This window comes from Candidatus Zixiibacteriota bacterium (assembly GCA_040752595.1).
Taxonomy (GTDB): domain Bacteria; phylum Zixibacteria; class MSB-5A5; order WJJR01; family WJJR01; genus JACQFV01.
The window spans coordinates 1-13,310 of the sequence record JBFMGX010000005.1 but is presented as its reverse complement, the minus strand read 5'-3'; the positions used below and the strand labels follow the sequence as shown (position 1 = coordinate 13,310).

The window sequence follows — 13,310 nt, the reverse complement described above, 5'->3', positions numbered from 1 at the left end:
AGGACGCCATATCGGGGAGAACACAATGACGAAGTGGACGCGCCTGAACCGTACGGCCGCAATGCTGGCCGGTCTTCTGCTCTTGATGCTCTTCGGGATGGCCCGCGAAGGGCGGGCCCAGGGAAAGGTCGGCTGGGTCGACCTGGATCGGATCTTGAGCGAGTACCAGGAATTCAAAGATGCCGAGGAGCTGTTCCGGAAGGATGCCGCCACCTGGGAGGCCGACTTCGACAGCATGCAGGAGGTCTACTTCGGCAAGGTGGAGGACTACAAGAAGCAGCAGCTTCTTCTCTCCGAGCAGACCCGCAAGCAGCGTGAGGATGAACTGGCCGCGATGGAAAGATCCCTGATGGATACCAAGACGCGGCTCGAAGGCGAAGCGGAGAAGCGTCGGGGGGAGTTGACCAACCCCATCCTGCAGAAGATTCAGGACGTCGTCAAGACCGTGGCGACCAGCGAGGACTACGATTTCGTCTTCAACGCGTCGCAGATCTACATGACGCCGGCGGGAATCCAGTTCGCCCCGATCATGTACGCCAAGAAGAAGCTCGACCTCACGGACCGCGTTTTCGAGGAATTGGCCAAGTTGAAATGACGCGCACGGTGGCCGAGCTGGCGGCGCTTCTGGGGGCGCGGGTCGAAGGCGACGGCACGACGCCGATTTGCGGTGTTGCGCCGATCGACACGGCGACGGCCGGCCATTTGACCTTTCTGGCCAACCCCAAGTATACCGATCGACTCAAAGACACGCACGCCTCCGCCGTGATTGTGGCGACGGCCGTTGTCGATTCGCTCCGCGAACGCCGGCTCCTGCCACGCGGTACGCTCATCGTTCATGACGATCCCTACTACGCCTTCCTCCGTATTCTGGTCCTGTTTAACCCGCCGCCGGCGTCACCGCCCCCCGGGATCGACGCCACGGCGGTGGTTGGCCAACGCGTGCACATCGGCGAGCGTGTCCATGTCGGGCCGCACTGCGTCATTGCCGATGACGCCACCGTGGGCGACGGTTCGGTCATCATGGCCGGGTCGTATGCCGGTGCCAAGACCGTCTTGGGGTCGGAATGCATGATCGGCCCCAATGCCACGATCCTGCGCGAGTGCACATTGGGATCGCGCGTGCGCATCCATCCGGGAACGGTCATCGGCTCCGATGGATTCGGATACGCCCCGATTGGCGGCAAGCACGAGAAAATCCCGCAGGTCGGCGGCGTGACGATCGGCGACGACGTCGAAATCGGCGCCGGCTGCACCGTCGACCGCGCGACGATGGGTCAGACCACCATCGGCCGCGGCACCAAAATCGACAACCTCGTGCAGATCGCTCACAACGTGCAGATCGGCGAAGACTGCATCATCATCGCCCAGGTCGGCATCTCGGGTTCCACCAAAATCGGCGACCACGTCACGATTGCAGGCCAGGCCGGCATCGTGGGACACCTCGAGATCGGCGACAACGCGGTGGTGGCGGCGCAATCCGGGGTCGGCAAGTCGATCCCGCCGGGCACTGTCTGGCTCGGCACCCCCGCCCACGAGATCGGCCTGCAGCGCCGCATCTATGCCACCATCAGTTCCCTGCCCGACCACGTGAAGACCATCCACGCCCTCGAGAAACGCCTCGCGGCGCTGGAAGAACAACTCGCGGCGCGAATCGTCCCGCCTACGAAACCGTGATGTAGGGTGGGTGCTCCGCACCCACCGTCAGCGGGTTGAAAACCCGCTGTCCTCAATCGACCGCGACTGTCGGACAGGGGGCTGTCAGCCCCCTGCGGCGGGCGGAGCCCGCCCTACGCGGCGGTCTTGGGTGTGAACGGTGGGTGCAAAGCACCCACCCTACCTTGCAGGTGAGTTGTCTGGGTGCCATGCACAAGCATCCCCACGCAACGGCGGCGGGACGCTTGTGCATGATCCCGTCCATCCAAGCGACCACGGCACGCACAAACGAGTTTGTGCGTGGCACTTCGAAGAATCCGCCGGCGGCCGAATCGGGTACAGCAATCTCTCCCTCCGGCTTGCCCCGAGCAGAGCCGAGGGGGAGAGGTCGATCCGGCCGGAGGTCGGATCGGCTTGCCCTGAGAGAAGTCGAAGGGGTGAGGGGCTCTTGCGGTTGCGAAATAGTACCCCACCCGAAGGGTGGGATCCTATGGTCGGAATCGAAACCCACCCTGCGGGTTGGGCACTAAGGGGCTGTGTGGCCCGGACCTTGGTCCGGGTAGGTCCGGATCGTTGTCAACCCACGGCTCCGTGACCAAGGTCACGGCCATCAACGCATCTCTACGTCGGGCCGATCATCTTCTCCGGGCGGACCTTTGCGTCGAATTCCTCGCCGGTCAGAAGGCCGAGTCCGACGGCCACCTCGCGCAGGGTCTTGTTCTCGGCGTGGGCCTTCTTGGCGATCTTGGCGGCGTTGTCGTATCCGACATGCGGATTGAGCGCCGTCACTAACATGAGCGAGTTGCGCAGATAGTAATCGATCTTCTCGCGGTTGGCGGTGATCCCGGAGGCGCAGTGCTCATCGAACGACTCGCAGGCGTCGGCCAGAAGGCGGATCGAACGCAGTACGTTGTGCGCGATGAGCGGTTTGAAGACATTCAACTCGAAATTCCCCATGGCGCCGCCGAGGTTGGTGGCGACGTCATTGCCGAGGACCTGCGCGCAGACCATGGTCATGGCCTCTGACTGAGTCGGATTGACCTTCCCCGGCATGATCGAGCTCCCCGGCTCGTTTTCGGGGATGTTGATCTCGCCGAAACCGCAACGCGGCCCGGAGGCGAGCCAGCGCACGTCATTGGCGATCTTCATGAGTGAACAGGCGAGCGTCTTGAGAACGCCGGAGGCCTCGACCATCGCATCACGCGCCGCCAGCGCCTCGAACTTGTTCGGCGCGCTGACAAACGGGAGTCCGGTGAGCTCGGCGATCTTGGCCGCCGATCTGACCGCAAACTGCGGGTGGGTGTTCAAGCCGGTGCCGACCGCCGTGCCGCCGAGCGCCAGTTCATACAGGTGGGGGAGACACCCTTCCAGACGCGCCATGCCATTGGTCAACTGCTGCGCATACCCTGAGAATTCCTGACCCAGCGTCAACGGGACCGCGTCCATCAGGTGGGTGCGGCCGATCTTGATGATGTCTGCAAACTCGACCGACTTCTTCTGCAATGTGTCGCGGAGCCGTTGCACTGCCGGTATCAGGTGATGCCTGATTTGCTCGGCGGCGGCGATGTGCATCGCCGTGGGGAAGGCGTCATTGGTCGATTGCGCCTTGTTGACGTCGTCGTTGGGATGAATCGGTTTCTTCGATCCCATCGTCCCGCCGGCCAATTCGATCGCCCGGTTCGAAATCACCTCGTTGGTGTTCATGTTGGTCTGGGTCCCCGATCCGGTCTGCCAGACCACGAGGGGAAAGTGCGCATCCAGACGTCCGTCGATCACTTCGTCGGCGGCGCGCACGATCAGATCGGCTTTCTCTTTGGGCAGCGTTCCCAAGTCCTGATTGACCAGCGCCGCCGCCTTCTTCAGGATGCCGAGGGCGCGAATCAGTTCACGCGGGAAGCGCTCACCGCCGATCTTGAAGTTCTGTCGTGAACGTTCGGTCTGGGCGCCCCAATAGCGGTCCGCCGGTACTTCGATCTGCCCCATCGTATCGGATTCCACCCGCATCTGCATAGTCCCTCCCGGTTTCTGACCTCGAACTCAGGATACACGTCACCTGCGGCCGGGGTCAATCCGGAATGTGAGCCGGCATGCATGAGTGACAGCAACGAAAAAGGGCCGCTGGAAGCGGCCCTGGAAATCCGATCATGGAATGTCTGGGTTCAGTGGTCGACGTGCGCGTAAGTGCGGTCGCGGCCGCTGCGGACAAAGGAGAGAATCCCGTCCACCGTGGCGTACAGAGTCCAGTCCTTGCCGACCCCGACATTGCGTCCGGGGTGGATCCGTGTGCCCTTTTGACGGATGATGATCGACCCGGCGCTCACCAACTGCCCGCCATAGGCCTTCACGCCCAACCGTTGCCCGTGCGAATCGCGCCCATTGCGCGACGAACCGACACCCTTCTTGTGCGCCATCTCTCAAACCCTCACTGAACAGTCGCGGACTCCATGGCCGCAAACTTAAAGTATAACCCCTGCGTCCCGTCTGCGCAAGACCCCAGCATCGATTTTTGTACCCGGTTCAGGTATGCGCCGGCTCCGTCTCGGATACGGTCGACACGGTTTGCAGAGAGAAGCGCAACTGCTCCCCGCCGGGATCGACGTCGACCGCCACATTGCAGTCCCCGGCGAACTGGCCGCGCAGGATCTCCTCCGCCAACGGGTCTTCCAGGTATTTTTGGATAGCCCGGCGTAACGGACGCGCGCCCAAATTGGGATCGTACCCCTTGGTGGCCAGGAACTCGTGCGCCGCGGCAGTCAGATGGAACGAGATGCCGCGCTCCGCCAGCCGCTTGGCCACATCCTGCAGGATCAAGTCGACAATCCGGCCGATCTCGCCGGTCCCCAGCGGATGGAAGATGATCGTCTCGTCGATGCGATTGAGCAACTCGGGATTGAAGATCTTCTTCAGTTCGGTGACGACCTTGGTCTTCATGTGCTCGTACGACGAGACGACCTGATCCTTTTGGAATCCCATCGTCTTGTCGTCCTGGAGCTGGCGCGTGCCGATGTTCGAGGTCATGATCACGACGGTGTTGCGGAAGTCGACTTTGCGTCCGAAGGAGTCGGTCAACTGCCCGTCATCGAGGAGTTGCAGGAGAATGTTGAACACCTCGGGGTGCGCCTTCTCGATTTCGTCCAACAGCACGACCGAGTACGGCTTGCGACGCACCTTCTCGGTCAGTTGTCCGCCTTCTTCATAACCGACATACCCTGGCGGCGCGCCGATCAGACGCGACACTGAGAATTTCTCCATGTACTCCGACATGTCGATGCGGATCAGCGCGTCGGCGTCCTCAAACAGGAACTGCGCGAGTACCCGGGCCAACTCGGTCTTGCCGACGCCGGTCGGGCCCAGGAAGATGAATGACCCGATGGGCCGACGAGGGTCGCCCAGGCCCGCGCGCGCCCGTCGGATGGAACGCGTCAGGACCGCAATCGCCTCGGTCTGGCCGATGACACGGCCGTTGAGCTCTTCCTCCATGCGCAAGAGCTTCTTCGATTCCTTCTCCTCGAGACGGAAGACCGGGATGCCGGTCATCTTCGAGACCACCATGGCGACGTCTTCCGACGTCAGGGTGTACAACGATTTTTCGCGATCTTCCTGCCAACTCTTCTTGCGCGCTTCCAGTTCTTCGCGGGCGAGCTTCAACTCGTCGCGCAGACGCGCCGCCGTCTCGAACTCCTGGTTCTTGACCGCATTTTCCTTGGCCGTCTGGATTTCGAGGATGCGTCCTTCCAGCGTCGAGAACTCCGTGGGCTTCGTGCAGCTACGCAGGTGCGCCCGCGACCCGGCCTCGTCGATTACGTCGATCGCCTTGTCGGGCTGGTAGCGGCCGGAGATGTAGCGGTCGGACAATTTGACCGCGGCGATCAGAGCTTCGTCGGAGATCTTGATCTTGTGGTGTTCTTCGTACTTGGGCTTCAAGCCGCGCAGGATCGCCAGCGTGTCGGCATACGACGGGGCATCGATCATTACCGTCTGGAAACGCCGGTCGAGGGCGCCGTCCTTCTCGATGTACTTGCGGTATTCATTCAGCGTGGTGGCGCCGATGCACTGCAGTTCGCCGCGCGACAGCGACGGCTTGAAGATATTGGAGGCATCGAGCGACCCTTCGGCGCCGCCGGCGCCGACAATCGTGTGCAGCTCGTCGATGAAGATGATCACATCGTTGGAGTTGATGATCTCATTCATGACCGCCTTGAGGCGTTCCTCAAACTGGCCGCGGTACTTCGTGCCCGCCACCAGCGAGGTCATGTCGAGTGTCACCAGCCGCTTGTTCTCCAGCACCTCGGGGACCTGCCCCTCGACGATCCGTTGCGCCAGCCCCTCGGCGATCGCGGTCTTGCCGACCCCCGGCTCGCCGATCAGGACCGGATTGTTCTTCTTGCGGCGTGAGAGAATCTCGGAGACGCGCTCGATTTCACTGTCGCGCCCGATGATCGGATCGAGCTTCCCTTTGCGGGCCAGCTCGGTCAGGTCGCGGCCGAAATGATCGAGCGCCGGCGTCTTGGATTTCTTGCGCTTCTTGCCAAACGCCGACGGTTTGCCGCCGCGGATGTTCTTAAGTTCCTCGTAGGCGTCCTTGTAGTCGACATCGTACATCGACAAAACCTGCGCCGCGACACCCTCTTCATCCTTGAGCAGTGCCAGCAGAATATGCTCAGTGTCGATTTCCTTCGACTTGAGCGCGCGCGCCTCCTGGCCGGCAACTTCGAGCGTCTTCTTGGCACGGGCAGTGAGCGGCAACTGACCCATCGTCATCGTGCCGCCCGACGGCTGCACGACCTCTTCCACCGAGGTCTTCAATTCGCCGAGGTCGATGCCGATGTTCGTGATCATGTCGATCGCCATGCCTTCGCCGAGCCGGATCAGACCCAGAAGCAAATGCTCGGTGCCGATGTAGTCGTGCCGCAAGCGCGCCGCCTCGTCCCGCGCGAACTCGATCGCCTTGCGTGCCGACTCGGAGAACATCTCGTTCATGGAGTTTCCTTCAGGCGGTGGTCGGACGGCCTCCCCCATGGATTGCCGTTTGCACCGCTCTCTACTCGTATATCGGTTGCCGGTGAGGTTTCGTTTGCCCTCATCAACCGTTCGAAGCCGGGCCCTGGGCGGCACCGCCGGATGACCGCCGCCGGGACCGTTTCTTGGTCAACCGGCTCCGCACGACGTCCGCGCGGGCCACATCCCGCTCCTCGGGCGACAGTTCCCGGTCGAACAGGCGCTGCAAGTGCGCGGGCTGAGTGGTCAGCATCAGGTCATTGATCTGACCCATGTCCAATCCGACCGGTTCGCCCATGGCCAGTCCCAGCCGGACCGCAGACAGCAGGTTCATCACTTCCTGGGAGGTCAGGACGCGGGCGTTGCCCAGAATCCCGTACGCACGCCAGATCTTGTCTTTGATCTGATCACCGGCATCGGTGAACAGCATGCGTCGTGAGTTCATCTCGTGGGATAGAAGCTGCAACGTCACCTTCTCCAGCGAGTCGACCAGATCTTCCTCGGTTCGTCCCAGCGTCGTCTGGTTCGATACTTGGAAGAGGTTCCCCAACACATCGGACCCCTCGCCGTAGAACCCGCGCACAGCCAATCCGACCTTGTTGATCTGCGCCAGCACCGTGTCCATTTCCTTGGTCAGCACCAACCCCGGCAGATGGATCAACACAGATACCCGCAGCCCGGTTCCCACGTTGGTCGGGCAGGCCGTCAGATAACCCAGTCGCTGGTCAAAATCAAAATGCAGGACGCTCGCCAGTTCCATTTCCACGGCCCGGGCCCGCTCCATCGATTGGCGCAGGTCCAAACCCGATCGCACCGCCTGGATGCGCAAATGGTCCTCTTCGTTGACCATCAGACTCAGCGACTGGTCGGCGTCGACATACAGCCCCCGCGGCGCGTCGTCGCGCATGAACTCCGGGGAGATCAGATGCCGCTCGATCAGGAAATCACGGTCCGCCCGATTCAGCTCCGACGATCCAAAGAAGACACCGTTGCGAAGCAGATGGGTCTTTTCAACCGCTGTGCGCGCCAACGACACGACTTCCGCGGCCTCCTCGGGCTCCGCGCGGACCGGGTAGCGGTGCTTGGCCAAGTTCCGGGCCAGACGCACACGGCTCGACAACACGACGTCGGCGTGATCACCGCTCCCGGCCAGCCAACTCACCGGTTGGCGCGTCAGATCATCAAATGACGATAGCATTGTCCGATCTCCGCGTGCCACCCGGTCACTCTCCGGGCTGCTCGTGTGGCTGGGGGGACTCAGCCGTCAGGGCTTTGAGTCGATCCCGCAACTCGGCCGCCAGCTCGAAGTCCTCGCGTTCGATCGCCCGCTTCAGGTCCTCCTTGACCCGGACCTCCTCCTCCACCGGGCTCTGCCGCGTCGTCTCACGCGTGTCGGGGTTGCGGCCGCGGTGACGCGTGGCGCCGTGGACTTTGCGGAACAGGTCCTCCAATGGGGCGCGGAACGCCGTATAGCAATGGCCGCATCCGAAGCGGCCGATCCGGGAGAAGTCGAGAAACCGCATGCCGCATTCGGGGCAGACCAGCCGGGCGATCGGATCCGATGGGGTCGACCCCCGTTGCACCATGGAGGTCAGGAACTCGGCCAGAGGGAACGGGACGTCGTCGAGCGGGTTGTGGAACCCCTTGCTCTTGGCGCATTCCTTGCAGAGGTGCATCTCGGTCTTGCGGTTGTCGCGAATCTGCGTGAAGTGCACACTCGCTTCCCGCTCGCCGCAGTTCTCACATTTCACGGCCTGGTCCCCATTCGATACTGCGTGTGTACCACTCCCGTGCCATCACGTTCAAGCCGCGCCAATTAAGACCGGCCTGCCCCGGTGATCAAGGCAAATCACCCTCTGTACGCCCGCCCCTTCAGTTCGGCGATCGGCTGTCTTCGGCCTGCAGCCGCCCGTCCCGCATTGTGAGTACCGCATCGGCCCGGCCGGCCAGATCGGGATTGTGCGTGGCAACCACCACCGCCCTGTTTCCCATCTTTGTGATGTTACCCAGAAGGTCGTGCAACTGTTCCGCCGTCCGACGGTCGAGGTTCCCCGATGGCTCGTCGGCGATCAGCAACGTCGCCTCGGTGACTAGGGCGCGGGCGACCGCAGCCCGCTGCTGCTCTCCCCCGGACAACTCGCCCGGCAAGTGGTGACCACGCGCACCCACTCCGACCAGGTCGAGAACCGCCCGGGCGCGCTCTTGGGCCTCACGCCGGTTCATGCCGCCGATGATCAGGGGGAGGGCCACATTCTCCTCGGCCGTAAACTCGGGCAACAGATGGTGGAACTGAAAGACAAATCCCACCATCCGATTGCGACGGTTGGCGCGCTCCTCGTCTCCCAGCATATAGGGGGACTCGTTTCCCCAAAAGACCTTTCCACTCGTCGGGCGATCCAATCCCCCCAAGATGTGCAGAAACGTGCTCTTGCCGACCCCCGAAGCGCCGACGATGGCCATCATCTGTCCCGGCCTGACCTCCAAATCGATGCCGCGGAGGACCTCGAGCGTCCCGTCCGGCGTCTCAAAGTGGCGGTAGACGTTGACCGCGCGCGCGATGGGTTGCCCCGTGCTGCCGCCCCCGTTACTGGTATTGTCGCCTGATTCCGGCATTTCATTCACCACGGATACTGCCGATTCCATCGCCAAAACTGCGACTCGATATCATCCCCTGTAGGGTGGGCTCAGCCCACCCTCTTCACTCATACCGCAGAATCTCCACCGGGTACAGCCGTGCCGCCCGTCCCGCGGGGTAGATCGTGGCCAGAAACGAGATCACGATGGCCAGCACACCGACCAGAATGACATCGAAAGGATCGACGATTACGGGCAATGAGTCGATGAAGTAGATTTCCGGCGGTAGCGAGATCAATCTGAATGTGTGCTGGACCCAGCACAGGCTCAAACCAATGGCCAGCCCGATGATCGTGCCGACCAGTCCGATCGTTGTGCCCTGCCACAGGAAAATCGCCCGAATCCCGCGCGCCGGAACACCGAGTGTCTTCAGGATGGCAATCTCGCGACGCTTGTCCATGACGACCATGATCAAGGTCGAGATGATGTTGAACGCCGCCACCGCGACAATCAACGACAGGGCGACCACCGCCCAGACCTTCTCGATGGCCATCCAGCCGAACAGGTTTCGATGCATCCGCTTCCAGTCGGTGGCGTACAGATCGCCGGCGAGCGCATCCTCGATCGCGGCGGCGACCTTCTCGGCCCGGTTCCAGTCGGTGACGCGCGCTTGGAGGCCGGTGATCTGGTCGGGCATGAGGAACAACCGTTGCGCATCGGACAGACGGATGTAGCAGAGTGACGCATCGTACTCGTACATCCCGGTTTCAAAGAGCCCGGCCACAGTGAACTTCATGACCCGGGGCGGCGCGCCTTCGGCCAGTGACTCCCCGCGCAGGCTGTAGAGAACCACCGCATCGCCGACATCTACGTCGAGCCGTTCGGACAGCACGCGTCCCAGCAGGATCGGTCGTTCCCCCGAATCCGCCACCATCATCCAATCGCCGCGGATCGTGCTCTCGCGCAGCCGTGTCACCTGCGCTTCCTGTTCCGGGATGATGCCGCGGACGATCACGCCGTCGTTGGCGGACGCCGAGGAGATGGCGGCCTTGTAGTAGATGAACGGCGCGACCGCCTCCACCTCGGGGACACGGGCGATCTTCTCGTGCAGCCCGGACCAGTCGGCGATGCCGTCCTCATAGCGGGAGAAGACCGACACGTGCGCTGTCGTTCCGACGATCCGGCTCTTCACTTCCAGTTCGAATCCCTTCATGATCGCCAACGCGAACACCAATACCGCGGTGCCGACAATCACGCCCAGAATCGAGATCAGCGTGATGAGGGAGAGGAAACCATGCCGCTGCCTGGAGCGGAGGTAGCGTCTGGCGATGTAAGGGGCGTAGGCCATGGGGGGCGCAAGTTCGGATCGCGATTCCAGCACGCGACCGTACAGAGGATTGTCATCCCGGGCGACTTGTCCCGAACGCGTTGAGGGAAGCGGGGGATCGGTCGTTTCCCCTTGTAGGGGCGTATGGCAATACGCCCCTACACATCCCTGTCGTCCGCCGTGCACCGCGGGCGCAACGTGGGAAAGAGAATGACCTCGCGTATCGACGGTGCCCCGGTGAGCACCATGACCAGTCGATCGATCCCGAATCCCAATCCCCCCGTCGGGGGCATGCCGTGCTCCAGGGCCAGGAGAAAATCCTCGTCGAGACGATGGGCCTCGACATCGCCCCGATGCGCTGCCTCCGCCATCGCTTGAAAGCGCGCCCGTTGGTCATCGGGATCGTTGAGCTCGGAGAAGGCGTTGCCGACCTCCTTGCGGGCGATGAACAACTCAAAGCGTTCGACCAGCCCCGGTTTGCTGCGGTGCTTCTTGGCCAACGGCGAAATCTCCTCCGGGTAGTCGGTCATGAACGTTGGCGCGATCAACTGGGGCTGCACACGCTGGGAGAAGACCTCGTCGACCACCTTGCCGTATGAGGCATCATCGGGAATCTCAACGCCGATCGAGCGCGCCGACTGACGCGCCCGCGCCGGATCGGTGTCGGTCAGGTCGAGCCCGGTCTCCTCACGGATGGCGTCGAGCAGGGGAATCTCCTTCCACCGCCCGCCAAGATCAACTGTCTGTCCCTCGTACGGGAATCTCGGCGCACCGTGCACGGCCACGGCGGCATCGGTGATCAACTCGCGCAGCAGGACCATAATGTCGCGGTAGTCGGTGTACGCCGCGTACAGCTCGATCATGGTGAACTCAGGATTATGGTCTCGGTCGATTCCCTCGTTGCGGAAGTCCTTGCAGACCTCGTACACCTTCTCATACCCGCCGACAATCAACCGTTTCAGATACAGTTCATCGGCGATGCGCAGATAGAAGTCGGCATCGAGCGCATTGTAGTGGGTCACGAATGGTCTGGCCGCCGCGCCGCCGTAGATCGGCTGGAGAATCGGCGTCTCCACTTCGATGAACCCGCGCGCATCGAGAAACGCGCGCACCCGCGACAGGATCTTGGTACGCGTCAGGAACAGATTGCGCACGTCATCGTTGCTGATCAGGTCGAGATACCGCCGCCGGTAGCGCAGTTCTTTGTCCACGAGGCCATGCCACTTCTCCGGCAGGTCGCGCAGCGACTTGGACAGCAGAGTGATGCTGGACACATGGATGGTGATCTCGCCGGTGCGCGTCTTGAAGACCGACCCGTCGACGCCGACGAAATCGCCGATGTCCAGCCAGTCGAGCCGCGCATACGCCTCCGGGCCGAGGGCGTCGGCCTTGGCGTAGCATTGGATTTTGCCGCTGCCGTCGAGGATGTGAAAGAACGTGCTCTTACCGTGGGCACGCCACGATACGATCCGCCCGGCGACACGGGCATGTTGGTTCTCCCAGCGGGCGAAGTCGGCGATGATCGGCTGCGCCTGATGTGCGCGATCATACTCCGGCGGATATGGGTCAATCCCCGCGGCGCGCCAACGCGCCAACTTGGCGCGCCGGTGATCCTGCAGCTCGCTATCGGAGGTAGGTGTCGTGTCGGTCATGGTTCTTCGCTCTGATTGGACACGTTGGTCGCAACGAAAATACGGGGGATTTCAACGGGGCGCAATCGCTCTTCGCGGACTGCTCGAGGAGTTCCCCTGCTGTCATCCCGAGTGTAGCACGGCCTGAAAGGCCGGGCGAAAGGAGGGATCTGCTTTTCGCTTTCGGGATCTTTGGCGAGAACAGCAGATCCATCACTACGCTCGGGATGACAGGTGAGCGGCACGATTATAACTGCGGGTATCTTAAACGCCAGGGACACGTGACAGCCGTCTGACTTCCGTCGCTGTCAACTGTCGCCACTGACCCGGTTTCAGCCCGCGCGCGGTGATACCCGCGAATGACACGCGCTTGAGCTCGAGCACACGGTGACCGATGGCGAGCATCATCCGTTTGACCTCGCGTTTGCGCCCCTCGCGCAGGATGGCGTGCACGGTGGAATGGTCGCGTTGACGGTGCACGATCGTCACCTGTGCCCGCGCCGGTGTCGGGTCGCCGAGATCGATCCCCACAGCCAGTCGTCGGAGACTGGACAGCGTCGGAACACCCTCGATGGTCGCCTTGTAGATGCGCTCGACCTCGTAACGTGGGTGCATCAGCCGATTGGCGCCGTCGCCATCCGACGTCAACAGCAGGACACCTTCTGTGTCATAGTCCAGCCGCCCCACTGGTATCAGCAGACGCCATTCTTGGGGGAGATGATCGTAGATCGTGGAGCGTCCACGCGCATCGCGACGCGCCGTCAGCGTCCCGGCCGGTTTGTTGAAGACGATCCAGATTGGGACGTCAACGGCCGGCTTGAGTGTACGCCCATCGAGTGCAACGGTATCTGCCGCCGGGTCGACCAGTGTCCCCAGCGTCGTCACGTTGATGCCGTTGATCGTCACATGCCCGGCGGCAATCAGTTCATCGGCGCGTCGACGCGACCCGACACCGGCTCGCGCGAGGAAGCGGTTGAGGCGCTGACGCGTGCTCGGCGATCTTGGAGTCATGCCGCCCCTTCAGCCTTGCTGCTGATGGAATACCCCTCACCCCGACCCTCTCCCTCTCGACCCGGCTCGGGGCAAGCCGGAGGGAGAGGGAGAATGATAACCTTTCCCTCCGGCTT

Annotated in this window: 11 protein-coding genes; 2 read left to right on the top strand and 9 right to left on the bottom strand. The window is 62.5% G+C overall.

Annotated features, from left to right (window positions below; all coding sequences use genetic code 11):
• Positions 1-25: 25 nt before the first annotated feature.
• Together AB1792_02400 and lpxD are read left to right on the top strand one after the other, a co-directional pair.
• A complete protein-coding gene (locus tag AB1792_02400; protein MEW5701069.1) occupies positions 26-595 on the top strand; it encodes an OmpH family outer membrane protein in 570 nt (189 codons plus the stop codon).
• Positions 592-1,674, top strand: coding sequence for a UDP-3-O-(3-hydroxymyristoyl)glucosamine N-acyltransferase (gene lpxD, locus AB1792_02395; GenBank protein MEW5701068.1), 1,083 nt, complete (start codon positions 592-594; stop codon positions 1,672-1,674). Before AB1792_02400 ends, lpxD begins: the two co-directional genes overlap by 4 nt.
• 600 nt (positions 1,675-2,274) lie before the next feature.
• On the opposite strand, the gene fumC is transcribed toward lpxD, so the two are convergent.
• The 9 genes from fumC to AB1792_02350 form a co-directional block, all read right to left on the bottom strand.
• Complete coding sequence (gene fumC, locus AB1792_02390) at positions 2,275-3,663, bottom strand: class II fumarate hydratase (GenBank protein MEW5701067.1); 1,389 nt, start codon at positions 3,661-3,663, stop codon at positions 2,275-2,277.
• A 149-nt stretch (positions 3,664-3,812) separates the two neighbouring features.
• Positions 3,813-4,064 (bottom strand): 50S ribosomal protein L27, encoded by a 252-nt coding sequence (rpmA, locus tag AB1792_02385; protein MEW5701066.1) that lies wholly within the window; start codon positions 4,062-4,064, stop codon positions 3,813-3,815.
• Positions 4,065-4,170: 106 nt separating this feature from the next.
• Positions 4,171-6,633, bottom strand: a complete 2,463-nt coding sequence (locus AB1792_02380; protein ID MEW5701065.1) for an ATP-dependent Clp protease ATP-binding subunit — start codon at positions 6,631-6,633, stop codon at positions 4,171-4,173.
• Positions 6,634-6,736: 103 nt separating this feature from the next.
• Entirely contained in the window at positions 6,737-7,849 is a 1,113-nt protein-coding gene (locus tag AB1792_02375; GenBank protein ID MEW5701064.1) for a protein arginine kinase, read from the bottom strand.
• A gap of 25 nt (positions 7,850-7,874) precedes the next feature.
• Positions 7,875-8,402 (bottom strand): UvrB/UvrC motif-containing protein, encoded by a 528-nt coding sequence (locus AB1792_02370; protein ID MEW5701063.1) that lies wholly within the window; start codon positions 8,400-8,402, stop codon positions 7,875-7,877.
• A 121-nt stretch (positions 8,403-8,523) separates the two neighbouring features.
• Positions 8,524-9,264: an ABC transporter ATP-binding protein gene (locus AB1792_02365; GenBank protein MEW5701062.1), complete on the bottom strand. Its 741-nt coding sequence runs from the start codon at positions 9,262-9,264 to the stop codon at positions 8,524-8,526.
• An 85-nt stretch (positions 9,265-9,349) separates the two neighbouring features.
• Positions 9,350-10,573: a lipoprotein-releasing ABC transporter permease subunit gene (locus AB1792_02360; GenBank protein ID MEW5701061.1), complete on the bottom strand. Its 1,224-nt coding sequence runs from the start codon at positions 10,571-10,573 to the stop codon at positions 9,350-9,352.
• Positions 10,574-10,710: 137 nt separating this feature from the next.
• Positions 10,711-12,204 carry a lysine--tRNA ligase gene (gene lysS, locus AB1792_02355; protein MEW5701060.1) on the bottom strand — a complete coding sequence of 498 codons (1,494 nt, stop codon included), beginning with the start codon at positions 12,202-12,204 and terminating at the stop codon, positions 10,711-10,713.
• Between the two features lie 243 nt (positions 12,205-12,447).
• Entirely contained in the window at positions 12,448-13,194 is a 747-nt protein-coding gene (locus AB1792_02350; GenBank protein ID MEW5701059.1) for a pseudouridine synthase, read from the bottom strand.
• Positions 13,195-13,310: the final 116 nt, after the last annotated feature.

Coding starts and splice junctions, on each gene's coding strand:
- AB1792_02400 (MEW5701069.1), top strand. CDS start 26: ATGACGAAGTGGACGCGCCTGAACCGTACGGCCGCAATGCTGGCCGGT.
- lpxD (MEW5701068.1), top strand. CDS start 592: ATGACGCGCACGGTGGCCGAGCTGGCGGCGCTTCTGGGGGCGCGGGTC.
- fumC (MEW5701067.1), bottom strand. CDS start 3,663: ATGCAGATGCGGGTGGAATCCGATACGATGGGGCAGATCGAAGTACCG.
- rpmA (MEW5701066.1), bottom strand. CDS start 4,064: ATGGCGCACAAGAAGGGTGTCGGTTCGTCGCGCAATGGGCGCGATTCG.
- AB1792_02380 (MEW5701065.1), bottom strand. CDS start 6,633: ATGAACGAGATGTTCTCCGAGTCGGCACGCAAGGCGATCGAGTTCGCG.
- AB1792_02375 (MEW5701064.1), bottom strand. CDS start 7,849: ATGCTATCGTCATTTGATGATCTGACGCGCCAACCGGTGAGTTGGCTG.
- AB1792_02365 (MEW5701062.1), bottom strand. CDS start 9,264: ATGCCGGAATCAGGCGACAATACCAGTAACGGGGGCGGCAGCACGGGG.
- AB1792_02360 (MEW5701061.1), bottom strand. CDS start 10,573: ATGGCCTACGCCCCTTACATCGCCAGACGCTACCTCCGCTCCAGGCAG.
- lysS (MEW5701060.1), bottom strand. CDS start 12,204: ATGACCGACACGACACCTACCTCCGATAGCGAGCTGCAGGATCACCGG.
- AB1792_02350 (MEW5701059.1), bottom strand. CDS start 13,194: ATGACTCCAAGATCGCCGAGCACGCGTCAGCGCCTCAACCGCTTCCTC.